We start from the raw sequence: 24,602 nt of genomic DNA, 5'->3' as shown, positions 1-24,602 counted from the left end.
CCGCCCGCCCGCCCGCCGGACGTCGACACCGGTTTCTGGCTGTGGGTGGTCGCGCTGCCGCTGATGACCGCGGCCCATGTGATCGACGTGCTGACGCTGCAACAGCACGCCAACGCGCTGGTGCTCGCGTTCTCGCTGGTCTTCGTGTTCATCGTGTTCTCGGTGGTGCTGGTGTTCCAGTTCCTGATGCGGCAGGGCTACCGCTGGGCGCGCACGTTGCTGACCGGCGGCGCGATCGCGGCCGTGGTGTTCTCGGTCTCGACGCTGTTCACCGCCGAACGCGGCACCGGGTGGGCGGTGGCCTACGCGGTGTGTGTGATCTTCGGATCGGTGCTGATCGCGGGCGGGGTCTATCTGCTCCACCGCAAGGAGTCCCACGACTTCTTCCAGCGGTGATTGGCTAGGCTGACCCGATCATGACCGCCCCCACCCCGCCCGAGCGGCCCCGCGTCGTCGATCTGTCGTTCTGGTGCTTCATGGTCGGCGCGGTGATCATGATCGTCGGCGGCCTGATGGCGCTGACCGCGACGTACGAGGTCGCGCGCGCGGCGATCCCGGACACCGTCTCCGACGAGGACGTGCGGAACTACCTGACCATCTACCGCGGCACCGGGATCGGTTCGGTGCTGGCCGCAGGCGCGCTCGCGTTCCTCGCGGGCCGGGCCCGCCGCGGTGACGCCCGGTTCCGGCTGGCGACCCTGGCGCTGGCGTTCGCGACGCTGGTGGTCCTCGGCCTGCTCGCGCTCGGCATCGGCGTCGCGCAGCCGCTGATCCTGCTCGGGCTGCTGCCCGTGGTGATCGGTGCGCTGCTGGCCGTCCAGCCGTCGGCGCGGCAGTGGTACCAGCGTGAGGACGATGCGTGACCGAACCTGTCGATCGCCCCGCGGAGACCGTGGCGCCGGAGGTGCTGTTCTACGAACAGGGCGCGAGCTGGCTGTGGGTGCTGGCCGGCCCGGCCGCCGGCGTCGCGATGGCGCTGATCCAACTGTCCGGCGGCTACGGCATCCAGTGGGTGGTGCCGGGACTGTTCTTCGTGCTCGTATCGGGTTTTCTGGCGATCCAGGTCAAGGCCGCCCGGATTCACACGTCGGTGGAGCTGACGACCGAGAAGCTGCGCCAGGGCACCGAGGTCACCCTGGTCGACGAGATCGTCCGGGTCTATCCCGAGGCGAGCGGTGCCGAGACGCCGAAGTGGCAGTACGCCCGCGCGCTCGGCGAGCTGACCGGCGTGCCGCGGGGCCGCACCGGAATCGGGCTGCGGCTGACCAACGACCGCACCGCGCAGGCGTGGGCGCGTAAGCACCGCCAGCTGCGGGAAGAGCTGACCAACCTGATCGAGGAATGCATTCCGCCGGAGCCCACGGCGTGAACCGGCGCGCGGTCGTCGAACTCCTGGCGGCGGCGCTGGCCGGGATCGGCAGTGTGGTGGCGTGGCTGAACGCGAGCAGGCCGGTCGTCAATGAGCCGGTGCTGCCGGGGGAGCCGTCGACCATGTCGCAGATCTACTACGCCCCGATGCTGACCCTGTCGCTGCTGCTGGCCACCCTCGCCGGCGTCCTCGTGGTCCTCGGGGTGGCCCGGCTGCGCCGCGCCCCCGCGAAATAGCATTCCGGGTCGTCCTCCGGCCCGGAACCGCAACCCTGGCTTCACTCTCGGCGAGCCGCCGACCGCCCGCTTCGCGTTCCTTCTGTGGGCCTCGCCACACCCTTATTGGTACAAAGTGCAGAATCTGTAACACTGTCCCGCATGACGGAGTTGGCGCAGCACCCCGAACATTTGGATGACGCCCTGCCGCTGGGGCCGCAGTCACTGGTCTGGCGATACTTCGGCGACAACCGGATGTACCTGATCGGTCCGCGGCCTGCGGTGCTGCAGAACATGCTGGCCGCGCTGGGCCAGGGCGTGTACGACCATTCGACGTTCTTCGCCGACACCGCCGAGCGGCTCAAGCGCACCATCCCGCCGATCTTCAACACCGTGTACGGCTCCGACGACGACAACGCCGGACGCCAGGTCCGCGACTTCCACACCGACATCAAAGGTGTGCTGCCGGGCCCCGACGGCGAGGAAGCCGGCCGCTACCACGCACTGGACCCCGAGACGTACTTCTGGGCGCACGCGACGTTCGTCGAGCAGATCTACTACTTCGCCGACACCTTCGTGAAGCGGCTGACCGACGCCGAACGCGAGCAGATCTGGCTGGAGTCCAAGACGTGGTACCGCCGCTACGGGGTCAGCGACCGCGTGATGCCGGCGACCTACGCCGAGTTCGTGAAGTACTGGGACCACATGATGGACGAGGTGCTCGTCGCGCACCCGTCGGCGAAATACGGCGTCGGCTACGTGACCAAGGGCTTTCCCCAGCCCAAGGCCGTGCACCCGGTGGTGTGGCGGCTGATCGCGCCGGTGTTCAACCCGCTCGCGGCGTTCCTGACCACCGGCGGACTGCCGCCACGGGCGCGGATGCTGCTGGGCCTGCCGTGGAGCGACAAGCAGGAGCGCCGCTATCAGCGGTTCGCCGCGGTGTGGCGGTCGCGGCCGGTGAACTGGATCTGGGACCGGCTGCCGATGAAGGTGCGCTACAGCGGATACGCCGTGAAGGGTTACGCCCGGTCCGATGCCCGCGCCTGACATCGCTTCGGAGCAGATCCTCGACGCCGCGGTCGTCGAGTTCGGGCGGCACGGCTTTCGCCGCGTCGCGCTGGAGGACGTCGCGCGCCGCGCCGGGGTCAGCCGCACCACGATCTACCGACGGTTCGCCAACAAAGACGAACTGGTCGGCGCCGTCATCGAACGCGAGAACGTCACCCTGTTCGCCGACATCGCCGCCGAGCTGAAGAAGGCCGCACCGCAGTCGAACATCTATGTCGAGGCGTTCACGCTGTCGATCCTGAAGTTCCGCCGCCACCGCGTGCTGTACCAGATGATCACCGAGGAGCCGGGACTGGTGCTCGAGCTCGCCGGGCGCTACTACCGCGCCGCGATCGAGCGGATGGCTGAGGCGCTGCGGGTGATCTTTCCGCCCGGCTTCGCCGAACGGATCGGGGCCGACGCGGTCGACGACCTCGCCGACACGATCCTGCGGTACGCGTCGATGGTGCTGCTGCTGCCCAGCGCGCAGCCGCTGGAAACCGCCGACGACATCCGGGAGTTCGCTCGCAGGCATTTTCTGCCGAGCCTGCCCGCGGCGTTGCGGTCGGTACCCGTATGACGGTGTGTTTCGCAGCTCACACTTTCGGGCAGCCCGAAAGCCATGACCGCCGATGACCACACCCAGCAACGTCCGTCCGGGGACTCATCCGGAATCCAGCTCGAGCACGTCACCGAGCCCCCGGATCCGGACAACGAAAACCGCACGGAGAAGCCCGAAATCACCGACGAGCATCGGGAAAAGGCCAAGGAGATGGCCAAGGCCTACGCCGACGACCTGCAGACCACCACGCTGCCCGGAAGCAGCGGCACCGTCTCGGGCACCACGGTCACCGACTGGGTCGACGACGAGGACAAGGGCAAGATCGAGACGTCGGCCGACGAGGGCAACATCGAGTACCGCAACACCGACGAGTTCAAGCGCAAGCTCGAAGAGTAGATCCGGGCGGTGCCCCAACTGTCGACGGAGTTTGCCTAATGTGTGGGGCGTGACTGCGCTCGAAACGATCGCGCCCGCCTTCGTCGACATGGCTCACTCGATCGTGTGGGCCTCGGTCGCCACGGTCGACGCCGACGGCAGGCCGCGCACCCGCATCCTGCACCCGATCTGGGAGTGGGACGGCACCGACCTGTTCGGCTGGATAGCCACGGTCCCGACCCCGCTCAAACGCGCCCACCTCGCGGCGCACCCTGATGTGTCGGTGAGTTACTGGGCGCCGAGCCACGACACCTGCTCCGCGGAATGCCTCGTCGAGTGGTACACCGACGACGAGACCTGCACCGCCGTCTGGAACAAGTTCGCGACCGGCCCCGCGCCGGTCGGCTACGACCCCGCGATCATCCCGCAGTGGGCCGACGGTCCTACCTCGGACGCATTCGCGGTGCTGAGGTTGTCCCCGTACCGGGTGCGCGTGATGCCGGGTGCGGTGATGACCAGAGGCGAGGGCGCCCCTCAGATATGGAGCGATCACAGTGGTCGCGGGAACTGAGAGCAGCGTCGAGCGCCTTCCGCTGGCGCCGAAGAACCCACTGCCGTACCGCGAGCTGCTGAGGCTGGTGCGAACGCTGGACACCGGGCAGCTCGGGGTGCGCGCCGCGGGGGGCCCGATCACCCGGGTCCAGGTCGCGCCGCGCTGGCTGTTCCCACCGTTCGTCGCGGTGTTCAATCCCGAAGGAATCCGGGACGTGCTGGGCCGCAACGATGCGTTCTCCGAGCGGTGCATCGTGCACGAAGAGGTGCAGGACATGGCCGGCGACAGCCTGTTCGTGTTGCCCAATGAGAAGTGGCGGCCGCGCAAACGCGCGCTGCAGCCGGTGTTCAGCAAGGCCAACGTGCGCCTGTTCGGCGGGCACATGTCGCGGGCGGCGCAGCGCTTCGTCGACGCCTGGCCCGGCGGTGGCGAGGTCGACCTCGACCTGGAGTGCCGGCGGATCACCATGCAGTCGCTGGGCCGTTCGGTGCTCGGTGTCGACCTCAACGACAGCGCCGACGTGATCGCCGAACACATGCACGTCGCGTCGTCCTATACCGCCGACCGCGCGCTGCGACCGGTGCGCGCGCCGCGCTGGTTGCCGACACCGGCGCGCCGCCGGGCGAAGAAGGCCGTCGCCGAGATGCGCAAGGTCACCGCCGACATCCTGCAGGCCTGCCGCGACGATCCGGACCGGGACGCACCGCTGGTCCGGGCGTTGATGGATGCGAAGGATCCCGAAACGGGGCTGGCGCTGACCGACGACGACATCTGCAACGACCTGCTGATCTTCATGCTGGCCGGGCACGACACCACCGCGACCGCGCTGACGTATGCGCTGTGGATCCTGGGCCACCATCCCGAGGTGCAGGACAAGGTGGCGGCCGAGGTCGCCGCGCTCGGCGACCGCGAACTCGAACCCACCGACGTGCCGGCCCTCGGCTACACCGTGCAGGTGTTGCACGAGGCGTTGCGGCTGTGCCCGCCCGCCGCCGGGGTGGGACGGCTGGCCGTGCGCGACATCGACGTGGCCGGGTACCGGGTGCAGGCCGGGACGTTGGTCGCGGTCGGGATCTACGCGCTGCACCGGGATCCCCAACTGTGGCCGGACCCCGACCGGTTCGACCCCGACCGGTTCAGCCCGGAGAACACCGCCGCGCGCGAGCGCTGGCATTTCCTACCGTTCGCCGGCGGGGCGCGGGCCTGCATCGGCGAGCATTTCGCACGGCTGGAGACGACGCTGGCGCTGGCCACGATCGTGCGCAGCATGCGGGTGCGCTCGCTGGACGCGGAGTTCGCCGTCGACGTGCCGTTCACCACGGTCGCGCACGGGCCGATCCCGGCGATCGTGGCCCCGCGCTAACCGCGGCGCAGCAACACCGCCTGCTCGAACGGCAGCACCGCGAACACCGGCCTCATCCACCCGGTCACCTGAGGTGCCGCGACGGCCTTCGGCACCACCTGCGGATCGGTGACGGTGACCGAGCGGCCGTACCGGCGCAGGGTGCCGCCGCCTGCGGCGGTGAGGTTCTTGAGCCAGTCCCGGTCGGGGCCGTAGGTGAGCAGGATCGCGACGCCGTCGCGGGTCGGGAACACCGTCAGCGGGGTGCGGTAGCGCCGGCCCGACCGTCGCCCCACATGCTCGAGGATCCCCATCGTCGGGGCCCACCCCGCCCACATCCGTTGAATCGGGTTGGTGACGTACCGGTTGAACCGGGCCAACCACTGCGGCAACCGCATACGGCCATGATCCTCCTCACCCCGGTTCGACATGCGGACTCCGGGAGCATCGACAAGACTTGGCGCAGCGCAGCGTCGCGCGACCAGTCCGTCCCGTGAATAAGAAAGTCGCCGATGACCTCAGTCGACACCGCGCCGGCCCCGGATCGCCCGCACGGCGCCCACGATCTGGAAGCCGAGCTGTCGGTCATCCCCGAGTCGGCCAAGACCACCGACCTGTACGGCCAGTTCTGGATCTGGGCGGGCGCCAACATCGCGCCGATCAACTGGATCCTCGGCGCGCTCGGCGTCTCGATGGGCCTCGGGCTGTTCGAGACGATCGCGGTGCTCGTGGTCGGCAACCTGATCGGCATGTCGCTGTTCGGGTTGTTCGTGGTGATCGGCCAGCAGACCGGGGTCACCGGAATGGTGTTGGCGCGCATGGTCTTCGGGCGCCGCGGTGCCTACGTGCCCGCCGCGGTGCAGGCGCTGGTGTGTATCGGCTGGTGCGCGGTGAACACCTGGATCGTGCTCGACCTGGTGATGGCGCTGCTCGGCCGCATCGGCCTGGTCGACCCGGAGCTGAGCAACCACGGCGCCCGGATCCTGGTCGCGGGCATCATCATGACCACGCAGGTGGTGATCGCGTGGTTCGGCTACCGGGTGATCTCGGCGTTCGAGCGCTGGACCGTGCCGCCGACAGTCGCCGTGCTGGTCGCGATGACGGCCGTGGCGTGGTTCGGTCTGGACGTCGACTGGGGCTACGCGGGCGACGCTACGCTCACCGGCGCCGAGCACTTCACCGCGATCACCGCGGTGATGACCGCGATCGGAATCGGCTGGGGTATCACCTGGTTGGGCTACGCCGGGGACTACTCGCGGTTCGTCTCGACCAGCGTCCCGGCCCGCAAGCTGTTCTTCGCCAGCGCGCTCGGCCAGTTCATCCCGGTCATCTGGCTCGGCGCGCTCGGCGCCACCCTGGCCACTTTGAGCACCTCGTCGGACCCGGGCGAGATCATCGTCGACGCGTACGGGGCGCTGGCCATCCCGGTGCTGCTCCTGGTCGTGCACGGCCCGCTGGCCACCAACATCCTGAACCTCTACACCTGCGCGGTGTCCACTCAGGCGCTCGACATCCGGGTCAACCGCCGGGTGCTCAACGTCATCATCGGCGTGGTCGCGATGGCGTGCGTGGTGTACTTCGTGCTCAACGGCGACTTCGCCCACACCATCGACGCCTGGCTGGTCGGCATCGTCGGCTGGCTGTCGCCGTGGGCCGCGGTGATGCTCGTGCACTGGTTCGGCGTGGCACGCCGCCAGGTCGATGCCGCGACGCTGCTGACCCCGCCCGACGAATCGCCGCTGCCCGCGGTGCGCCCGAGCGCACTGATCGCGCTGGCCGCCGGCATCTTCTGCACCTGGCTGTTCATGTACGGGATGGTGCCGGTGATGCAGGGCCCGATCGCGGTCGCCCTCGGCGGGGTGGACCTGTCCTGGCTGGCCGGCGGCCTGGTCGCCGGTGGCCTGTACGCGGCGCTGGAGATCCCGAAGGCGCGCCGCACCGCGAACTGACGTGGCCCACGTCACCGCTTCGCGGGGCTCCTACACCCTGTAGTTGGACGATCGCCGCCCGGCTGGGAGACTGGTCGACATGAGCAGTACCGAGCTGTCCGCGAAGCTGTTCGCCGACGCCTCCTCCGTCATCCCGGGCGGGGTGAACTCCCCGGTGCGTGCGTTCAACTCGGTGGGCGGCACGCCGCGGTTCATCACCTCGGCGAAGGGCTACTGGCTGACCGACGCCGACGGCAACCGCTACGTCGACCTGGTGTGCTCGTGGGGTCCGATGATCCTGGGCCACGCGCACCCCGCCGTCGTCGAGGCGGTGCAGCGGGTGGTCGCCGACGGGCTGTCCTTCGGGGCGCCGACGCCGTCGGAGTCGGAACTGGCCCGCGAGATCGTCGACCGGGTCGCCCCGGTCGAGCGCATCCGCCTGGTGAACTCCGGCACCGAGGCCACGATGAGCGCGATCCGGCTCGCGCGCGGCTTCACCGGCCGCGCCAAGATCGTCAAGTTCTCCGGCTGCTACCACGGACACAGCGACGCGCTGCTGGCCGACGCCGGCTCCGGGGTGGCGACGTTGGGCCTGCCCTCGTCCCCGGGCGTCACGGGCGCCGCGGCAGCCGACACCATCGTGCTGCCGTACAACAACGTCGCCGCGGTCGAGGAGATCTTCGCCCAGTTCGGTGCTGAGATCGCGTGCGTCATCACCGAGGCCAGCCCGGGCAACATGGGCACGGTGCCGCCGCTGCCCGGCTTCAACGCCGCGCTGCGCCGCATCACCGCCGCCCACGGTGCACTGCTGATCATCGACGAGGTGATGACGGGCTTCCGGGTGAGCCGATCGGGCTGGTACGGCGTCGATCCCGTCGACGCCGACCTGTTCACGTTCGGCAAGGTGATGAGCGGCGGCCTGCCCGCCGCCGCGTTCGGCGGCACCGCCGAGGTGATGGGCAAGCTCGCGCCGCTCGGCCCGGTGTATCAGGCGGGCACGCTGTCGGGTAACCCGGTCGCGATGGCCGCCGGGTTGGCGACGCTGCGCGCCGCCGACGACGCCGCCTACGCCAAGCTGGACGCCAACGCCGACCGGCTGGCCGGTTTGATCGGTGACGCACTGACCGAAGCCGGTGTGGCGCACCAGATCCCGCGGGCCGGCAACATGTTCAGCGTCTTCTTCGGGGGTGACCCCGTCACCGACTTCGCGTCGGCGAAGGCCACCGAGACGTGGCGCTTCCCGGCGTTCTTCCACGCACTGCTCGACGCCGGTGTGTACCCGCCGCCGAGTGCGTACGAGACCTGGTTCGTGTCAACGGCTCTCGACGACGACGCGTTCGACCGGATCGCCGCCGCCCTGCCGGGTGCGGCCCGTGCCGCCGCGGAGGCTCGCGCCGAATGACAGCTATTCCCACGGTGGTGCATGTGATGCGCCACGGCGAGGTGCACAACCCGGAGAAGATCCTGTACGGCCGACTGCCCGACTACCACCTGTCGGAGCGGGGCCGGGCGCAGGCCGCGCGGGTCGCCGAATGGCTGGCGTCCCGTGACGTCAGCTACGTGGTGGCCTCGCCGCTGGAGCGCGCCCAGGAGACCGCCGCGCCGATCGCGGCCGCGCACGGGCTGGCCGTCAGCACCGACCCCGAGCTGATCGAGTCGGAGAACATCTTTGAGGGGCAAAGGGTTTCACCCGGAGACGGCGCGTTGCGCGATCCCCGCAACTGGTGGCATCTGCGCAACCCGCGCACCCCGTCGTGGGGGGAGCCCTACAGCCACATCGCGGAGCGGATGAAGCGCGCGGTGTATCGGGCGCGGGAGGCCGCCGCAGGGCACGAAGCGGTGTGCGTCAGTCACCAGTTGCCGGTGGAGACGCTGCGGCGGGCGATGACCGACCGCCCTCTGCACCACTTCCCGACCCGGCGGATGTGCAACCTCGCGTCGGTCACGTCGTTCTATTTCCACGATGGGGACTGTGTCGGCTGGGGATATTCGGAGTTGGCCGGGCAGTGAACCGTGTGGTGGCGCTGATGCGCACGCTGTTCGCGGCGTGCGCGGCCACCGCTGTGCTCGCCGGGTGTTCGACCGGCAGCGACGCCGTCGCCCAGGGCGGCACCTTCGAGTTCGTCGCCCCCGGCGGCCAGACCGACATCTTCTACGATCCGCCGGCCGACCGCGGCACCCCGGGCCCGCTGTCGGGACCGGACCTGATGGACACCGACAAGACCATCTCCCTCGACGACTTCGCCGGCGACGTGGTCGTCATCAACGTGTGGGGGCAGTGGTGCGGGCCGTGCCGCACCGAGATCGCCGAACTGCAGCAGGTGTACGAGGCCACCCGGGACAAGGGCGTGGCATTCCTCGGAATCGACGTGCGGGACAACAACATCGACGCCCCCCGCGATTTCATCACCGACCGCGGCATCACGTTCCCGTCGATCTACGACCCGCCGATGCGGACCATGATCGCGTTCGGCGGCCGCTACCCGACCACGGTGATCCCGTCCACGGTGGTGCTCGACCGCCAGCACCGGGTCGCGGCGGTCTTCCTGCGTGAACTGCTCGCCGAGGACCTACAGCCGATCGTCGAGCGACTGGCGGCCGAGCAGTGAACCTCGACCAGATCGACCAGCTGACCACCAGCGGCCCGCTGCTGCTGGCGATGGGGCTTGCCGCGCTGGCCGGTCTGGTGTCGTTCGCGTCGCCGTGCGTGGTGCCGCTGGTACCCGGTTACCTGTCGTATCTGGCCGCGGTCGTCGGCGTCGACGAGAGCCCGACGGCGGCCGGCGGAGTCGCCGGGAGCGCAGCGCCCAATCGCGCTGCGGTCAAGGGCGCCCGGCTGCGCGTCGCGGGCGCCGCCGCGCTGTTCGTCGCCGGCTTCACCGTGGTGTTCCTGCTCGGTACCGTCGCGGTGCTCGGCATGACGACCGCGCTGATCACCAATCAGCTTCTGCTGCAACGCATCGGTGGGGTCGTCACGATCCTGATGGGCCTGGTCTTCATCGGGCTGGTGCCGGTGCTGCAGCGCGACACCCGGTTCACCCCGCGCCAGATCTCCACCCTCGGCGGGGCGCCGTTGCTCGGCGCGGTGTTCGCGCTCGGCTGGACACCGTGCCTGGGCCCGACGCTGACCGGCGTGATCGCGGTCGCGTCGGCGACCGAGGGCAGCAACGTGGCCCGCGGGGTCGTGCTCGTCATCGCCTACTGCCTCGGCCTCGGTCTCCCGTTCGTGCTGCTGGCGTTCGGTTCGGCGCGCGCGGTCGCCGGGCTGGGCTGGCTGCGCCGCAACACCCGCACCATCCAGGTGATCGGCGGCGTGCTGATGATCCTCGTCGGCGCCGCGTTGGTGACCGGGCTGTGGAACGACTTCGTGTCCTGGGTGCGCGACGCGTTCGTCAGTGACGTCAGGCTCCCGATCTGATGGTCACCTCTAAACCGCGAGCAGACACCAACTCGCGCAACACGCCGCCGACACGCCCGATTTCGCGTCTGCTCGCGCTGATCCGCAACACCTGGCGGACGCTGACGTCGATGGGCACCGCGCTGGTGCTGCTGTTCCTGCTCGCGCTGGCCGCGATCCCCGGGGCCCTGCTGCCGCAGCGCAGCCTCAACGAGTCCAAGGTCGCCGAGTACATCGCCGAACACCCGACGCTCGGCCCGTGGCTGGACCGAATGCAGGCCTTCGACGTGTTCTCCAGCTTCTGGTTCACCGCGATCTACGTGCTGCTGTTCATCTCGCTGGTGGGCTGTCTGACCCCGCGGCTGTTCGAGCACGTCCGCAGCCTGCGCGCGACCCCCGTCGCCGCGCCGCGCAACCTCGGCCGGCTGCCCAAACACCACATCGCCGAGGTGCCCGGAGATGTCGCGTCCGCCACGGCGGCCGTCGACGCGCAGTTGCGCGGGTGGCGGCGCACCACCCGCACCGACGGCGACATGACGGAGATCTCGGCGGAGAAGGGCTATCTGCGCGAGTTCGGCAACATCGTGTTCCACTTCTCGCTGCTCGGCCTGCTGGTCGCGATCGCCGCGGGCAAGCTGTTCAGCTACGAAGGCAACGTCATCGTCATTGCCAACGGCGGACCGGGCTTCTGCACCGCGTCGCCGGCCGCGTTCGACTCGTTCCGCGCGGGCAACACCGTTGACGGCACCTCGCTGTACCCGATGTGCATCCGCGTCGACGACTTCACCGCCACCTATCTGGAGAACGGGCAGGCCGTCGGGTTCGAGTCCAACATCGACTACCAGGCCGGCGATGACCTGACCACCGGCACCTGGCGGCCGTACCTGTTGAAGGTCAACGAGCCGCTGCGCGTCGGTGGTGACCGGGTGTACCTGCAGGGGCACGGTTACGCGCCGACGTTCACGGTGACCTTCCCGGACGGGCAGACCCGCACCCAGACGTTGCAGTGGCGGCCCGAGGACCAGTTCACGTTCCTGTCGTCGGGCGCGATGCGGTTCGACCCGCCGGCCGGCAGCTATCCCGACGCCGACGAGCGCCGCAAGAACCAGATCGCGATCCAGGGCCTGTTCGCGCCGACCGCGCAGCTCGACGGCACGCTGCTGTCGTCCCGCTTCCCGGAGATGCACGACCCGGCGGTCGCGGTCGACATCTACAAGGGCGACACAGGGCTGGACACCGGCCGCCCGCAGTCGGTGTTCTCGTTGGACGAGCGGATGATCGGGCAGGGCCGACTGACGAAGATGGCCCGCGTGAACCTGCAGGCGGGGGAGGACACCCGGCTGGAGGACGGCACCGTGGTGCGCTTCGACGGCGCGGTGCCGTTCGTGAACCTGCAGGTCAGCCATGATCCGGCCCAGGTCTGGGTGTTGGTGTTCGCGATGACGATGATGGGCGGGCTGATCGTGTCGCTGATCGTGCGGCGCCGACGCGTCTGGGTGCGGCTGACGCCCGGACCGGCGGGTACGGTGAACGTCGAGCTGGGCGGCCTGGCCCGTACCGACAACTCCGGGTGGGGCGATGAGTTCGAGCACCTGACGGGACGGATCCTCGAAGCGGTCGAGTCCGGCCCGGCGCGGCAAGAGAAGAAAGCGGATCTGTCATGAACACGACCATCGACCTCGATCTCGCCCGCTACTCCGACTGGGCGTTCACGTCGTCGGTGCTGGTGCTGGTCGCGGCGCTGCTGCTGCTGGCCGTCGAACTCGCCTACAGCCGCAGCCGCAAGGCCGAGGACCGCGAACTGGTCACCGCCGGTGTCTCCGGTGACAGCTCCGCGCCGGGCGTGGTCGTCGACGCGCCGCGCCGCTCTGTCGACGAACGACTCGGCGCCGCGGGCATGTCGCTCACCTATGTCGGCATCGCGTTGCTGCTGGCGTGCATCGTGCTGCGCGGGCTGTCCACCTCACGGGTGCCGTGGGGCAACATGTACGAGTTCATCAACCTGACCTGCTTCTGCGGGCTGGTGGCCGCGGCGTGGGTGCTGCGCAAGCCGCAGTACCGCTCGCTGTGGGTCTTCGTCCTGGTGCCGGTGCTGGTGCTGCTGACGGTGTCGGGCAAGTGGCTGTACTCGCACGCCGCCCCGGTGATGCCCGCGCTGCAGTCGTACTGGCTGCCGATCCATGTGTCGGTGGTCAGCCTCGGTTCGGGTGTGTTCCTGGTCGCCGGTGTGGCCAGCATCCTGTTCCTGGTCAAGATGTCGCGCCTCAGTGAGCGTGACGACGCGATCGGGCGACTGGTGGCCAAACTTCCCGACGGCCAGGTGCTGGACCGGATCGCCTACCGCACAACGATCTTCGCGTTCCCGATATTCGGCTTCGGCGTGATCTTCGGCGCCATCTGGGCCGAGGAGGCGTGGGGACGCTACTGGGGCTGGGATCCCAAGGAGACGGTGTCGTTCATCGCGTGGGTGGTGTACGCGGCGTACCTGCACGCACGCTCGACGGCGGGCTGGCGGGACCGCAAGGCCGCGTGGATCAACATCGTCGGGTTCGTCGCGATGGTGTTCAACCTGTTCTTCATCAATCTGGTGACGGTCGGCCTGCACTCGTATGCCGGCGTCGGCTGAGCCGACAGTTGGGCGGAGGTCGGCTGAGCCGACAATCGAGCGGAGGTCGGCTGAGCCGACAATCAAGCCGACAATCAAGCAGAAGGCGGCGCAGCGGTTAGGGGACTGACGGATTGGCTGAGGTAGCGAGCTTCCGGGCACAACAACGGTTCACCGACCCGATGGCGCCGGTGCCCGCCGAATGGACGGCGCCGACGCCGCCCGAGGGCAACGCCCCGCTCACCGTCACGCCTGCTCCTGCCCCTGCTCCGGACCCGGCGCCGGGCGCCGAGCTCGTGCCGTACCTGGATCCGTCCACCGTCGCACTGCTGTCCACCGCCACTCAGGGGCCCTCGGTCGGGTGGCGCAAATGGGTGTACCGGGCCTCCGGCCGGCTGATCAATCCCGGCGAGAGCCCGAAGGTGATCCGGCACAACAGCCTCGTCGCCCAGGTGCAGCAGCCGCTGCGCGAGTGCTACCGCATCGCGATGCTGTCGCAGAAGGGCGGGGTCGGGAAGACGACGATCACCGCGACGCTGGGCGCGACGTTCGCCGGCCACCGCGGTGACCGGGTGATCGCGGTCGATGCCAACCCCGACCGCGGCACGTTGAACCAGAAGGTGCCGCTGGAGACACCGGCCACCGTGCGTCACCTGCTCCGCGACGCCGAGGGCATCGCGGCCTACAGCGATGTCCGCCAGTACACGTCCCAGGGGCCGAGCCGACTCGAGGTGCTGGCCTCCGAGAGCGACCCCGCGGTGTCAGAGGCGTTCTCCGCCGAGGACTACACGCGCGCGGTGGAGATCCTGGAGCGGTTCTACGGTGTGGTGCTCACCGACTGCGGCACCGGGATGCTGCACTCGGCGATGTCGGCGGTGCTCGAGAAGGCCGACGTACTGCTGGTGGTCAGCTCCGGGTCGGTGGACGGGGCACGCAGCGCCGCGGCGACGCTGGACTGGCTCGACGCGCACGGCCACGAGGACATGGTGCGCAACTCGATCGCTGTGCTCAACGGTGTGCGACGGGGTAAGCGCAGCACCAGGGTGGATCTGGACAAGGTCGTGGACCATTTCGCGCGGCGCTGCCGAGCGGTCTGCGAGGTGCCGTTCGACCCGCATCTGGAGGAGGGTGCGGAGATCAGCCTGGACCGGTTGCGCGCGGACACGCGGGAGTCATTGTTGGAACTGGCTGCCGTGGTGGCCGACGGATTTCCGGGGGCGCGTCGCCAGTCCGACCCGACTGCGTGAGTCGGGTCTTGCGGCTACCTCGCGTCAGGGCCTGGGCTGGTCGTCGCGCGGGTTGATCCGACGAAGGAACTCCGGATCGTCATCAGGACCGATGGTCCGGGTGCGCGGCCGGTTCGCATTCATTTGGATCACCCGCCACCCGGCGTACACCAGGGCGGCCAAGACAAGAATCAGGAGCAAATACGCCACTCAAAACCTCCTTCGTCCAATATACGCGCCGGCGCTAGGCTCAGATCCGTGTCCGACGACCCGCGATCTGGATCCCGTTTGTTCCTCGATGTGTTGGCCTACATCGCCGCGCGATTGGCGCTGGTGGCCGTGATGACCGGTGTCATCCTCGGCGTAGGGCACCTGATCGGCATCCGTGACTTCCCGGTCGTGGTGGCGCTGCTGTTCGCGATCGTCATCGCGCTGCCACTGGGCATCTGGCTGTTCGCTCCGCTGCGCCGACGCGCGTCCGCGAGCATCGCGGTGATCGACGAGCGGCGCCGCCGTGACCGCGAGCAACTGCAGGCACGGTTGCGCGGGGACGCTGAGAGGCCGCGCCGCGACGGCGGTCCTGACTCCCCGGGTGCTTGAACGCCCAGGTACTTTTCGTTTTCCGGATAATAGCGGAAGTGTGTTCTGGGTAACACTCAAAAATGACTAAGCAGCAGGTCATCTCCCGTCCGCGCGGGTTGATCAACCATCGAAGTACCGGTAGCTCACCGAACTCCGGAGCCCATCGGCTCTATAAACGGTGGATCACCGAGCTGTGGGCGGGCAGGCGCGTCGCCGGTGAACTCGTGGCACCGGACTTCGTCGGGCACTGGCCCACCCGCGACGTGCGCGGGCCCGATGGCCTGCAGGCCGAGGTCGACCGGATGCACCTGGCGTTGAAGGAGCTGGCCTTCGTACTCGAGGTCGGCCCCGTCGTCGACGGGGACATGATCGCGGCCCGCTGGATCGCCACGGGGGCCGGCGAGGGCGGCCCGGTCCGCTACACCGGTAACGATCTGCTGAGGGTCGCCGACGGCAAGATCGTCGAGTACTGGTCGGGCGCGACGCGCTCCTAACCCCCCGCGTCGCGCAGGATCGTGCGCAACGCCTCCAACGGGTCACCGCCCGGATCGAGGCGACGTGCGTCCGGCGGGCCGGTCGGTGCGGGTCCCGACACCGGTGGGGAAGCTGGTGCCGGAGCGGCCGCCGGCGGCAGGGACGGTGGTGCGAGGGGTGCCACCGTCCCCAGCGCGCTGATCTTCGCCCGGACCCGGTCGGCGGCGTCGTTCCGGACTGTCCGCCGCTGCGGGTCGGGGTCGTCGTTGCCGGCGAAGCATCCTGACGGGGCATCGGTGATCACGGCCAGGGCACTCTCGTAGCGCTGGTGCGCGACGTCGAGGCGCGCCTCCCAGGCGTCGATGTCGGCGCGCCGCTCCCGCACCAGCTCGAGATCGACGCGCACCGCGCAGGATTCGTCGAGGGCGGTGCGACCGAGCACGTCGGTGAACCGGGCGTCGGCGACGTCGAGGCGGTCCTGGAGTACCGCGAGCCCGCCGGCGGCCAGATCGGCGTTCGTCGGCTCGACGACATTGAAGATCTGCAGCAGCGACACATCGTCGGCGAGGGCGCCGGCCTCACCGGTCTCGAAATGGCGTTGTGCCGCCCCGCCGACGACCACCACCGAGATCAGCTTCACCGCCAGCAGCACCACCGCGAGCGCGGGCAGCGTCGAGAACACCAGAAGCCGGCGCCGCAACCGCAACCGGGCCGGTGACCGTGTCATGGCAGCACCTCCGGTGGCCGTGTCATGTGAGCACCTCCCGCCGGGTGGCCCGGGCGCGGCGCAGATCCCGTGTGGTCAGGAAGATCTCGGCCAGCAGCAGCAGTGCGGCCACCATCGTCAGCGCCCAGTAGTACTCGAGGCGCCGGGCCGCCGGCGCGGTCACCTGCGCGAAAGTGTCTTCCCCGGATGCCGCGGCGGGCAGATCCGCACCGGCGCCACGGGAGACGTAGGGCACGCCGAGCTGGCCGGCGATCTCGCGCAGCCTGTCCTCGCCGGGGCCGCGGCCGTAACCGAGCACCGCGCCGCCGTCTACCGGCGGGGTGTCGAACACGCCTTGCGGCAGCGTCGACCCGGCTGCACCGGATCCCAGGTAGTACACCAGGTTCGGGGCGTGCGGATACTGCTGGCCCGCCGAGATGAGCTGGTAGCGCAGTGTGTTGGCGGCCGCCCCGGCATTGACCTCGGCGGCGTCGCCGCCCGGGTACGGGTTGAGGGATTCCACGAGGGGAAGCAGGCTCCAGGCGTCCGCCGACAGCGGCCAGTCGACTGAGGGCCGCGACGCGAACCCGATGACGGCGAACCGCGCGCCGGGGTGCTCGTCGACCAACCGGGCGATGTCGTCGCGCATCACCGACATCCGTTGCGCGCCTCCGTAATCATCGATTGCGGAGTCGGCGGACCGGTCGACGACGAAATAGACGTTGGCGCCGTCCTGGGGCCGCTGGCCGGATTCGGTGGCCGCCGGCCCGGACACGGGGCGCGCCGCGGCGAGCAGGATCAGCGTCAGCGCGCCGGTGGTGACCGTCCAGCGGATCAGCGATGGACGCCCCGCCTTGGCCGCACCCGGCAACGCCGCAGCGCGCAGGATGAGCACCGCCGCCGCGGCGACGGCGAGCACGACTGCGGGCAGTACCGGCTCGAACGTCATCGCCGCACCGCCAGCATCCCGACCCCGAGTAGTGCGGAAAGAGCCAGCGCGACAACCAGTTCCGGTCCCGGGGCGTCGATGCGGGCGTCGACGTTCTCGCGCTGTTCGGCCGATCGGGCGCGGATCGCGTCGAGCTCACCGCCGAGGCCGTCCGGTTCGAACCGGAAGAACTCACCGCCGGTCGCGTCCACGGCTGCGCTCAGCGCGCCGGTGTCACGACCAGGGGTGGCGATCGCGTTGATCACCACCCCGGCCTGCCTGGCCATGTCGGCGACGGCGGCGTCGGTGGAGAGCGACGGGCCGGTGTCGTCCGGGTCGCGCAGCGCACCGGGACCCAGATAGATCAGTGTGCGGTGGGTGTCGCCCGGGGTCTCGAAGCCGGGGAAGCCGGTCAGGCACAGCGCCAGCACGTCGGCGACCGTCGGCGTGTAGTCGGCGTACTCCACCCCGGCGGTGAAAGGGGGTGCGGTCGGGGCGTTTCGGGCGAACTCCGCGAGCCGGCCCGCGGCGAACTGGTAGTCCCGGGTCATCGGGATGAGCCGCCGGTTCGGTGAGGTCAGCGCGATCCGCTCGGTACCGTACGCGGTCGCCTGCCGGGCGAAATAGCCGAGGAACTCCGAGACCGGCGGTGCGTCGGCGGGCTCGCCGACGCACAACATGATGTCCTCACGCTGCGCGGCCGCTCCCGCGTCGCGCTGGGTCGTGGTCGGGCGGGCGCTGGTGACCGCGGCGACCGCGCACAGTGCGATCAGCAGCGCCAGTGCCGCCACGGCGGCGCGGGTCTGGCGGCGGATGACGGCGCGATATTCGGGCAGCCGGGTCAGACGTGCGGTATTGGCCAACGGAAGCTGGCGGTCCTGGCGGCCACCGGCCGGCAGCAGCATCGCCAGCGCGACCGCGAGCACCACGGCACCGAGGCCGGCGGCCGCGACGGCCCACCACCTCAGGTCCACGAGCGGATCAGCTCTTCGGTCGCCTCTCCGAGCCGGCCGACGTCCACCGTGGAGGTCCGGTCGAACTGTGCGCTGCCCAGCGCCTCCAGAATCGGTGCGGCAGCAGCGAGTTCACCGGCAGCGATGGCGCGCACCTGCAGGTACTGGGCGCGGGTTCCGGTGGCCTGGTACAGAAAGCTGCGCAGGGTCGCGCTGATCGCGGCCCCGGCCTGCTCGGCACTCAGCTCCCCGGCGCGGTGCCGCTGCGTCAGCGTCCTGACCGTCGCGGCGAACCGGTTCCGCAGCACTCGGGCATGTGCGCGCTCGACCCCGGGCAGCCGGCGTAGCTGCTGTGACGGCATGGTCGCGACGAACACCAGTGCATACCAGGCGATCACGAGGATCAGCAGCGCGATCCCGAACCAGAGCCAGATCGGCGAATAGCCGGGTGGGCCGCTGACGAACTCCAGCAGGTCATCCGGCACGAGACCACACCCTGGTCATCTCGCCGACGGCCCGGCGGACCCCGGCGGAACCGGAGACCGTCGCATGGGGGATACCGCGGCGCGCGAGCATCTCGGTCAGTCGCGCGAGGCGCCGCTGTTCGGCACGCTGATAGGCCGCCACCACGCGGGGGTCGGTAGCCGCGGAGCCGAGCACCGGTCGCCCGGTGGCGACGTCGTACCCGCCGTCGGAGACCCCGGCGGCCGGATGGTCGGCGACCATCGCCCACATCACGTCGTGGCGGGCTGTCAACCGCGCCAGCGCCTCGTCGAGGCGGTTGTCGGCCTCGGGTTCGTCGGACACCACCACGATCACCAGGGGATGCCGGTAATGCGTTGCGACATAGGTCAACTGGCACAGGATGTCGCTGCTGCCGTGCCGGCCGACGTGGCCGTGATAGCCGGTCAGCATGCTCTCGATGTGGTTCTCGCCACGGCTCTGCCGGACCCGCAGGCTGCCCCGCGCATCCCCGTACACCATGCCGATCTGATCGGCGCGTCCCAGCGTGATCAGGCCGATGGCGCCCAAGATATGCAGTGCCACATCGCATTTGCGTTCACGTTCGGGTGTCACAGCCAGCATGTTGCGGCCGGCGTCGGCGACCAGCAGCACCTTGTGGTGATTCTCGGAGACGAAGCGTTTGATCAGCACGCTTGCCGAGCGTGCCGAGGCCTTCCAGTCGATGTCGCGGACGTCGTCGCCGGGGACGTAGGGCCGCAGCTCGTCGAATTCCAAAGTGCGGGTGTGCAGCAGCGCGTGACGGCCGCCGTCGAGCATCCCGCGGGTGTCGGTGCCGAAGTGCGCTCTGGCCCGGTTCAGGTGCGTGCCCACGGTGCCGCCGTCAGGGAACCCGCACGGCCTGCAGCACGGCGTCGATCACCCGGGTGGGGGTGACGCCGGCACTGGCGGCCTCGAAACCGAGGATCAGCCGGTGCTGCAGGACCCGGTGCGCGAGGTCGGCGATGTCGCTGGGCAGGACGTGGTTGCGGCCGGACAGCACCGCCAGCGCACGCGCGGCGGTGCACAGCGCGATGGTGGCGCGCGGGCTGGCGCCGTACTCGATCATCCGGGCCAGCTGGCCCGGCAGATGATTGCCCGGGTCGCGGGTCACGGCGACCAGGCGGCTGGCGTAGAGCATCAGGTCGCGGCTGATGTACACCTCGCGGGTGATCTGCTGCAGACGGCGGATGTCGTCGAGGCTCGCGACGGGCCGGGTGGTCCGCTCCTTGTCGTAGAGGCCGGCGTCGCGGCGGGCCATCACCTCGACCTCCTGTTCGGGCGACGGGTAGCGGACGATCTCCTTGAGCAGGAAGCGGTCGGTCTGGGCCTCCGACAGCGCGTAGGTGCCCTCCTGGTCGACGGGATTCTGGGTGGCGATCACCAGGAACGGTTCGGGGATCGGGTACACGGTGCCGGCGATCGTGGTCTGGCGTTCCTCCATCGCCTCGAGCATCGCGCTCTGGGTCTTGGCGCTGGAACGGTTGATCTCGTCGAGCAGCACGACGTTGGCGTGCACCGGGCCGAGCTGGGTCACGAACGACGCGGTTGCGGCGTCGTAGACCTGCGTGCCGATGATGTCGCTGGGCAGCAGGTCGGGCGTGCACTGGATGCGGCGGAACTCCCCGTCGATCGATTCGGCGATCACGCGTGCCGCGGTGGTCTTGGCCAGCCCTGGCACGCTTTCCAGCAGGATGTGTCCGCCGGTCAGCAAACCGATCAGCAGTGTCTCGCGCAGGTGTTCCTGACCCACCACCTTCGCCGAGAACGCGTCGGACAACGCCGCGACCACCCGCTGCGCTTCACGGGTGTCGTCGGACTCGCGGGGCATCGGGGCTGCGGTCATCCCGCAGCAAGTACCACGCGAATCCGGCGCGCAAACCGACGCCGGGCGTGGCGGAATCCACCCGATTCGGAAAGTTGCTGTCAACTTTGGTTGACAGGTGCCCGTCGCGGACCTACCGTGGCGACATGGCCGACCTCGACTCCCTCGACGCGCTGAGCAGCACGGATCCCGCGGTGGGACTGCGCTCGGTGCGGGCCCTGCAGCGGCTCCACGAGCGGATGGAAGCGCTGCACGTCGCCAGGGCGCGCGAACAGGGCTGGACGTGGCAGGCGATCGCCGACGAGCTCGGCGTCAGCAGGCAGGCCGTGCACAAGAAGTACAACCGCAGGAGTTGACCATGTTCGAACGCTTCAGCAGAAACGCCCGCGCGGCCGTCGTCCTCGCGCAGCAGACCGCGTGGGAACTCGGTGATGAGCGGATCGGTCCCGAGCACCTGCTGGTCGCGGTGGTGCAGAGCGCGGGGCGAGATCTGTCGGCGACGCTGGCGGACTTCGGGGTCACCCTCGAAGAAATCCGGCACCGGATCGCCGACGGTCGGGGCGATCCGTTCGACGAGGACGCCGACGCGTTGCGTCCGCTCGGCATCGATCTGTCCGCGGTGCGGCGCAACGTCGACCGCGACTTCGGCCCCGGGGCCTTCGACGAGGCGCTGCGGCCGGGCGGCGGCGGGAGGCGGCGCCGGCGCATTCCGTTCTCGACGGCCTCGAAGAAGACCCTCGAGCTGGCGCTGCGGGAAGCGGTGCGGCACAAGCAGAACTGGCTCGGCTGCGAGCACATCCTGCTGGGCCTGCTGCGTGGCGGCGACACCGAGGCGACGGCCCTGCTGGCCGAGTACGTCGACCCCGCCGAACTGCGCCGGCGCGTCGACGCGTTGCTCGACGCCGCGGCGTGACGCGCGCTCGTCAGCCGACGAACAGCGGCGCGCTCACCGCGACCGCCCACACCAGCATCGTCAGGCCGGTGTCCCGCAGAACCGGGATCAGGTCCTTGCCCCCGGCCCCGGCACGCACCGGTTTCGCGGCCCGCACCGCGAGCGGCAGCGCGACCAGACCCACCGCGCACCACGGCGTCGCGGTGACCAGCGCCAGCGTGAGCAGGAACGGCAGCGCCACGAGCGCCTGGAACAGCACCCGTGTCTTCGGGTCGCCGAGACGCACCGCGAGGGTGATCTTGCCCGACTCGGCGTCGGTCGGGATGTCGCGCAGGTTGTTGGCGACCAGCACCGCCGACGACAGGGCTCCGATCGCGACGGCCAGCGTCACCCCGACCCAGTCCACCCGCAGCGCCTGGGTGTACTGCGTGCCGAGCACCGCGACCAGGCCGAAGAACACGAACACCGCGACCTCGCCGAGTCCCAGATACCCGTAGGGTTTCTTGCCGCCGGTGTAGAGCCACGCCCCGGCGATGCACACCGCCCCGACCGCGATCAGCCACGGCGCCGACCACCAGGCCAGCACCAGGCCCGCCACGGCGCCGACGGTCAGGCTCACGATCGCCGCGGTCAGCACCGATTTCGGCGACGCCAACTTGGACCCGACCAGCCGCAGCGGCCCTGAGCGCACATCGTCGGTGCCGCGGATGCCGTCGGAGTAGTCGTTGGCGAAATTCACGCCGATGATCAGCGCGACGGCGACCACGAGCGCGAGCACCGCCTTCGGCCACGACACCGCGTCCAGCCAGGCGGCGGCACCGGTTCCGGCGATGACGGGTGCGACGGCGTTGGGCAGCGTCCGCGGACGCGCACCCTCGACCCACTGGGCGAAACTGGCCACGACGGTCAGTCTTGCAGGTGCCGACCGTGGCAGACTGAGCGCATGGACGACCGGCTGAGCAAGTCCGAGATCGGCAAGGACGCGGTGCAGGAGATCGTCGCCGCCGGCGCATCGGCGGTCGGCGAGGTGACCTCGATCATCACCACCGCGGTCAGGGACGTCGCGAACGCGATCGGCGGATTCGCCACCGACGTGTTCGAGATCCGTGACGGCGCCCGCCGCGCGTCGCAGCAGCTCGGCGACGACGACGCGTAGCCGGTGTTAGGCGTCATCGGGGGCAGCGGGTTCTATTCGTTCTTCGGGCCCGACGCCTCGTCGGTCGCCGTCGACACCCCCTACGGCGCGCCGAGCGCGGCGATCACGATCGGTACCGTCGGCGGCCACGAAGTCGCTTTCCTTCCCAGACACGGTGTCGCACACGAGTTCTCGCCGCACACCGTGCCGTACCGAGCGAACATGTGGGCGTTGCGCTCGCTGGGGGTGCGCCGCATCTTCGCCCCGTGCGCGGTCGGCAGCCTCGACCCTGCCCTCGGCCCCGGCGCAGTCGTCGTACCCGATCAGCTCGTCGACCGCACGTCGGGCCGCGCCGACACCTATTTCGATTCCGGGGGCATCCACGTCAGCTTCGCCGACCCGTATTGCCCCACGCTGCGCGCCGCGGTGACCGGGCGCCCCGGGGTGGTCGACGGCGGGGCGATGGTGGTCATCCAGGGGCCGCGGTTCTCGACGCGTGCCGAAAGCCAGTGGTTCGCCGCGCAGGGGTTCCGGCTGGTCAACATGACCGGCTACCCGGAGTCGGTCCTCGCCCGTGAACTTGAGATGTGTTATGCCGCAGTAGCTCTGGTGACTGACGTGGACGCAGGCGTGGAGGCGGGCCAGGGCGTGCGGGCGGTGGACATCTTCGCCGAGTTCCAGCGCAACCTGGTGCCGTTCAAGAAGCTGGTCCAGGACGCGCTGGAGAGCGTCGGCGCCGAACGCGAGTGCACGCACTGTCTGGCCCACGAGGGCGTCGAGCTGCCGTTCGACCTGCCCTGAGGCGCCACCCCGCTCTACCTTATTGACACCCGTCAAGTCATACTGTGCACCATGACGTCCACAGCGCTGTGTGAACAGTTCGGCATCGACTTCCCGCTCTTCGCGTTCAGCCACTGCCGCGACGTGGTGGCCGCGGTGACCAACGCCGGCGGGTTCGGCGTACTCGGGGCCACCGCCTACTCACCCGAGCAGCTCGACCAGGAGCTGGCCTGGATCGACGAGGCCGTCGCGGGCAAGCCCTACGGCGTCGACCTGATCGTGCCCGCCAAGTTCGAGGGCAAGGGCGAGAAGCTGTCCAGCACCGACCTGGCCTCGCGTATCCCGCAGGAATACAAGACCCTCGTCGACGACCTGCTGCGCGCCCATGACATCGAGCCGGAGCCCGAGCGGCGTCTCGGCAAGCCGATGCTGTCCGGCAACACCGGCCGCGAGCTGCTCGACGTGGCGCTGACGCACCCGGTGAAGCTGATCGCCAACGCCCTCGGTGTGCCGCCGGACTACATGATCGAGGCGGGCAAGGAACGCGGCATCCCGGTGGCCGCGCTGGTCGGCGCCAAGGAGCACGCGGTCAAGCAGGCCGCCGCCGGCGTGGATCTGATCGTCGCTCAGGGCGCCGAGGCCGGCGGGCACTGCGGCGAGGTCAGCACGCTGGTCGTGGTGCCTGAGGTCTTGGAAGGGTTGGCCGCGCTTGGCGTTTCCACCCCGGTGCTGGCCGCGGGCGGCATCGTGACGGGGCGCCAGATGGCGGGCATGGTCGCCATCGGCGCGGCAGGTGCATGGACGGGCTCGGTGTGGCTGACCACCGAGGAGGCCGAGACCGCACCGCACACCGTCGCGAAGATGCTGGCCGCGTCGTCGCGCGACACCGTGCGTTCGGCCGGGCGTACCGGCAAGCCGTCGCGGCAGCTGCGCTCGGAGTGGACCGACGCGTGGCTGCCCGCCAAGGACGGCCGGCAGCCGCTCCCGCTTCCACTGCAGTCGATGCTGTGCGAGCCGGTCATCCGCCGGATCGACGTGCTGGCCTCGCAGGGCCACGAAGGTGCGCAGGCGCTCGCGACCTACTTCGTCGGGCAGGGCGTCGGGCTGATGAACAAGGTCAAGCCGGCCCGCGAGGTGGTGCGCGAGTTCATCGAGGACTACCTGGCCGCCGCCGAACGCCTCAGCAACTCACTCCCCGGCTGACTCG

Annotated in this window: 33 protein-coding genes; 24 read left to right on the top strand and 9 right to left on the bottom strand. The window is 69.8% G+C overall.

The features are described from left to right. The 9 genes from BST38_RS18355 to BST38_RS18315 all read left to right on the top strand — a co-directional run. A partial coding sequence (locus tag BST38_RS18355; RefSeq protein ID WP_083144889.1) for a hypothetical protein occupies positions 1-396 on the top strand: 396 nt, incomplete at its 5' end. Positions 397-416: 20 nt separating this feature from the next. After that, a complete protein-coding gene (locus tag BST38_RS18350) occupies positions 417-863 on the top strand; it encodes a hypothetical protein (protein ID WP_083144888.1) in 447 nt (148 codons plus the stop codon). Continuing rightward, entirely contained in the window at positions 860-1,369 is a 510-nt protein-coding gene (mce1N, locus tag BST38_RS18345) for a transport-regulating membrane protein Mce1N (protein WP_083144887.1), read from the top strand. Before BST38_RS18350 ends, mce1N begins: the two co-directional genes overlap by 4 nt. Further along, on the top strand, positions 1,366-1,605 hold the full coding sequence (locus BST38_RS18340) for a hypothetical protein (protein WP_237160831.1): 240 nt from the start codon (positions 1,366-1,368) through the stop codon (positions 1,603-1,605). Before mce1N ends, BST38_RS18340 begins: the two co-directional genes overlap by 4 nt. A gap of 141 nt (positions 1,606-1,746) precedes the next feature. Further along, positions 1,747-2,631: an oxygenase MpaB family protein gene (locus tag BST38_RS18335; RefSeq protein WP_083144885.1), complete on the top strand. Its 885-nt coding sequence runs from the start codon at positions 1,747-1,749 to the stop codon at positions 2,629-2,631. Beyond that, complete coding sequence (locus tag BST38_RS18330) at positions 2,618-3,211, top strand: TetR/AcrR family transcriptional regulator (RefSeq protein ID WP_083144884.1); 594 nt, start codon at positions 2,618-2,620, stop codon at positions 3,209-3,211. Before BST38_RS18335 ends, BST38_RS18330 begins: the two co-directional genes overlap by 14 nt. A gap of 42 nt (positions 3,212-3,253) precedes the next feature. Further along, positions 3,254-3,589 carry a hypothetical protein gene (locus BST38_RS18325; RefSeq protein ID WP_083144883.1) on the top strand — a complete coding sequence of 112 codons (336 nt, stop codon included), beginning with the start codon at positions 3,254-3,256 and terminating at the stop codon, positions 3,587-3,589. A 49-nt stretch (positions 3,590-3,638) separates the two neighbouring features. After that, a complete protein-coding gene (locus BST38_RS18320; RefSeq protein WP_083144882.1) occupies positions 3,639-4,139 on the top strand; it encodes a pyridoxamine 5'-phosphate oxidase family protein in 501 nt (166 codons plus the stop codon). Next, entirely contained in the window at positions 4,123-5,484 is a 1,362-nt protein-coding gene (locus BST38_RS18315) for a cytochrome P450 (protein WP_083144881.1), read from the top strand. Before BST38_RS18320 ends, BST38_RS18315 begins: the two co-directional genes overlap by 17 nt. On the opposite strand, the gene BST38_RS18310 is transcribed toward BST38_RS18315, so the two are convergent. Continuing rightward, positions 5,481-5,861, bottom strand: coding sequence for a nitroreductase family deazaflavin-dependent oxidoreductase (locus BST38_RS18310; protein ID WP_083144880.1), 381 nt, complete (start codon positions 5,859-5,861; stop codon positions 5,481-5,483). The genes BST38_RS18315 and BST38_RS18310 overlap by 4 nt on opposite strands. Positions 5,862-5,975: 114 nt before the next feature. Between BST38_RS18310 and BST38_RS18305 the strand changes: the two genes are divergently transcribed. The 8 genes from BST38_RS18305 (at position 5,976) to BST38_RS18270 (ending at position 14,640) form a co-directional block, all read left to right on the top strand. Next, on the top strand, positions 5,976-7,412 hold the full coding sequence (locus BST38_RS18305; RefSeq protein ID WP_083144879.1) for a cytosine permease: 1,437 nt from the start codon (positions 5,976-5,978) through the stop codon (positions 7,410-7,412). 79 nt (positions 7,413-7,491) lie between these two features. Beyond that, positions 7,492-8,793, top strand: coding sequence for a glutamate-1-semialdehyde 2,1-aminomutase (gene hemL / locus BST38_RS18300; protein ID WP_083144878.1), 1,302 nt, complete (start codon positions 7,492-7,494; stop codon positions 8,791-8,793). Next, complete coding sequence (locus BST38_RS18295; protein ID WP_083144877.1) at positions 8,790-9,401, top strand: histidine phosphatase family protein; 612 nt, start codon at positions 8,790-8,792, stop codon at positions 9,399-9,401. The genes hemL and BST38_RS18295 overlap by 4 nt, the downstream gene beginning before the upstream one ends. A gap of 17 nt (positions 9,402-9,418) precedes the next feature. Next, positions 9,419-10,000 carry a TlpA disulfide reductase family protein gene (locus tag BST38_RS18290; protein WP_420872564.1) on the top strand — a complete coding sequence of 194 codons (582 nt, stop codon included), beginning with the start codon at positions 9,419-9,421 and terminating at the stop codon, positions 9,998-10,000. Further along, positions 9,997-10,809 carry a cytochrome c biogenesis CcdA family protein gene (locus BST38_RS18285; protein WP_181791997.1) on the top strand — a complete coding sequence of 271 codons (813 nt, stop codon included), beginning with the start codon at positions 9,997-9,999 and terminating at the stop codon, positions 10,807-10,809. The genes BST38_RS18290 and BST38_RS18285 overlap by 4 nt, the downstream gene beginning before the upstream one ends. Further along, a complete protein-coding gene (resB, locus tag BST38_RS18280; RefSeq protein WP_083144875.1) occupies positions 10,809-12,452 on the top strand; it encodes a cytochrome c biogenesis protein ResB in 1,644 nt (547 codons plus the stop codon). The genes BST38_RS18285 and resB overlap by 1 nt, the downstream gene beginning before the upstream one ends. Next, entirely contained in the window at positions 12,449-13,414 is a 966-nt protein-coding gene (ccsB, locus tag BST38_RS18275; protein WP_083144874.1) for a c-type cytochrome biogenesis protein CcsB, read from the top strand. Before resB ends, ccsB begins: the two co-directional genes overlap by 4 nt. Before the next feature lie 161 nt (positions 13,415-13,575). Next, the gene (locus BST38_RS18270) at positions 13,576-14,640 is read left to right on the top strand and encodes a MinD/ParA family ATP-binding protein (RefSeq protein WP_083144873.1); all 1,065 of its coding nucleotides are present in this window, start codon (positions 13,576-13,578) and stop codon (positions 14,638-14,640) included. Between the two features lie 24 nt (positions 14,641-14,664). Here BST38_RS18270 and BST38_RS29675 read toward each other — a convergent pair whose 3' ends face one another. Continuing rightward, a complete protein-coding gene (locus BST38_RS29675) occupies positions 14,665-14,829 on the bottom strand; it encodes a hypothetical protein (protein ID WP_104861890.1) in 165 nt (54 codons plus the stop codon). Between the two features lie 48 nt (positions 14,830-14,877). On the opposite strand from BST38_RS29675, the gene BST38_RS18265 reads away from it, so the two are divergent. After that, positions 14,878-15,219: a DUF4229 domain-containing protein gene (locus BST38_RS18265; RefSeq protein WP_083144872.1), complete on the top strand. Its 342-nt coding sequence runs from the start codon at positions 14,878-14,880 to the stop codon at positions 15,217-15,219. A gap of 62 nt (positions 15,220-15,281) precedes the next feature. Then, complete coding sequence (locus BST38_RS18260) at positions 15,282-15,695, top strand: ester cyclase (RefSeq protein WP_083144871.1); 414 nt, start codon at positions 15,282-15,284, stop codon at positions 15,693-15,695. Here the strand turns inward: BST38_RS18260 and BST38_RS18255 are convergent. Genes BST38_RS18255 through BST38_RS18230 form a run of 6 tightly spaced genes read right to left on the bottom strand, consistent with a single transcriptional unit; the run spans position 15,692 to position 20,609 of the window. Beyond that, positions 15,692-16,402, bottom strand: coding sequence for a hypothetical protein (locus tag BST38_RS18255; RefSeq protein ID WP_083144870.1), 711 nt, complete (start codon positions 16,400-16,402; stop codon positions 15,692-15,694). The genes BST38_RS18260 and BST38_RS18255 overlap by 4 nt on opposite strands. Positions 16,403-16,424: 22 nt before the next feature. Beyond that, positions 16,425-17,330: a vWA domain-containing protein gene (locus BST38_RS18250; RefSeq protein ID WP_083144869.1), complete on the bottom strand. Its 906-nt coding sequence runs from the start codon at positions 17,328-17,330 to the stop codon at positions 16,425-16,427. Continuing rightward, positions 17,327-18,283 (bottom strand): hypothetical protein, encoded by a 957-nt coding sequence (locus BST38_RS18245; RefSeq protein ID WP_083144868.1) that lies wholly within the window; start codon positions 18,281-18,283, stop codon positions 17,327-17,329. Before BST38_RS18245 ends, BST38_RS18250 begins: the two co-directional genes overlap by 4 nt. After that, complete coding sequence (locus tag BST38_RS18240; protein ID WP_083144867.1) at positions 18,274-18,747, bottom strand: hypothetical protein; 474 nt, start codon at positions 18,745-18,747, stop codon at positions 18,274-18,276. Before BST38_RS18240 ends, BST38_RS18245 begins: the two co-directional genes overlap by 10 nt. After that, positions 18,737-19,597 (bottom strand): DUF58 domain-containing protein, encoded by an 861-nt coding sequence (locus BST38_RS18235; protein WP_083144866.1) that lies wholly within the window; start codon positions 19,595-19,597, stop codon positions 18,737-18,739. The genes BST38_RS18240 and BST38_RS18235 overlap by 11 nt, the downstream gene beginning before the upstream one ends. 10 nt (positions 19,598-19,607) lie before the next feature. Continuing rightward, positions 19,608-20,609: an AAA family ATPase gene (locus BST38_RS18230; protein ID WP_083144865.1), complete on the bottom strand. Its 1,002-nt coding sequence runs from the start codon at positions 20,607-20,609 to the stop codon at positions 19,608-19,610. A 125-nt stretch (positions 20,610-20,734) separates the two neighbouring features. Here BST38_RS18230 and BST38_RS18225 point away from each other — a divergent pair, with 125 nt between their 5' ends. Continuing rightward, the gene (locus BST38_RS18225; RefSeq protein WP_083144864.1) at positions 20,735-20,944 is read left to right on the top strand and encodes a helix-turn-helix domain-containing protein; all 210 of its coding nucleotides are present in this window, start codon (positions 20,735-20,737) and stop codon (positions 20,942-20,944) included. 2 nt (positions 20,945-20,946) lie between these two features. After that, complete coding sequence (locus tag BST38_RS18220; RefSeq protein WP_083144863.1) at positions 20,947-21,501, top strand: Clp protease N-terminal domain-containing protein; 555 nt, start codon at positions 20,947-20,949, stop codon at positions 21,499-21,501. A gap of 10 nt (positions 21,502-21,511) precedes the next feature. Here BST38_RS18220 and BST38_RS18215 read toward each other — a convergent pair whose 3' ends face one another. Continuing rightward, the gene (locus BST38_RS18215; RefSeq protein ID WP_083144862.1) at positions 21,512-22,381 is read right to left on the bottom strand and encodes a 1,4-dihydroxy-2-naphthoate polyprenyltransferase; all 870 of its coding nucleotides are present in this window, start codon (positions 22,379-22,381) and stop codon (positions 21,512-21,514) included. A 42-nt stretch (positions 22,382-22,423) separates the two neighbouring features. Here BST38_RS18215 and BST38_RS18210 point away from each other — a divergent pair, with 42 nt between their 5' ends. The 3 genes from BST38_RS18210 to BST38_RS18200 are packed head-to-tail and all read left to right on the top strand — an operon-like array spanning position 22,424 to position 24,598. Then, the gene (locus BST38_RS18210) at positions 22,424-22,636 is read left to right on the top strand and encodes a hypothetical protein (RefSeq protein ID WP_083144861.1); all 213 of its coding nucleotides are present in this window, start codon (positions 22,424-22,426) and stop codon (positions 22,634-22,636) included. Positions 22,637-22,639: 3 nt separating this feature from the next. Beyond that, positions 22,640-23,416 carry an S-methyl-5'-thioadenosine phosphorylase gene (locus BST38_RS18205; RefSeq protein ID WP_083144860.1) on the top strand — a complete coding sequence of 259 codons (777 nt, stop codon included), beginning with the start codon at positions 22,640-22,642 and terminating at the stop codon, positions 23,414-23,416. Positions 23,417-23,467: 51 nt separating this feature from the next. Then, the gene (locus BST38_RS18200) at positions 23,468-24,598 is read left to right on the top strand and encodes an NAD(P)H-dependent flavin oxidoreductase (RefSeq protein WP_083144859.1); all 1,131 of its coding nucleotides are present in this window, start codon (positions 23,468-23,470) and stop codon (positions 24,596-24,598) included. Positions 24,599-24,602 lie beyond the last annotated feature (4 nt).

Origin of the sequence: Mycolicibacterium parafortuitum (assembly GCF_002086815.1) — a bacterium.
GTDB classification, from domain to species: domain Bacteria; phylum Actinomycetota; class Actinomycetes; order Mycobacteriales; family Mycobacteriaceae; genus Mycobacterium; species Mycobacterium parafortuitum.
The sequence above is the reverse complement of the archived record's forward strand: the minus strand, read 5'-3'. Positions and strand labels throughout refer to the sequence as shown.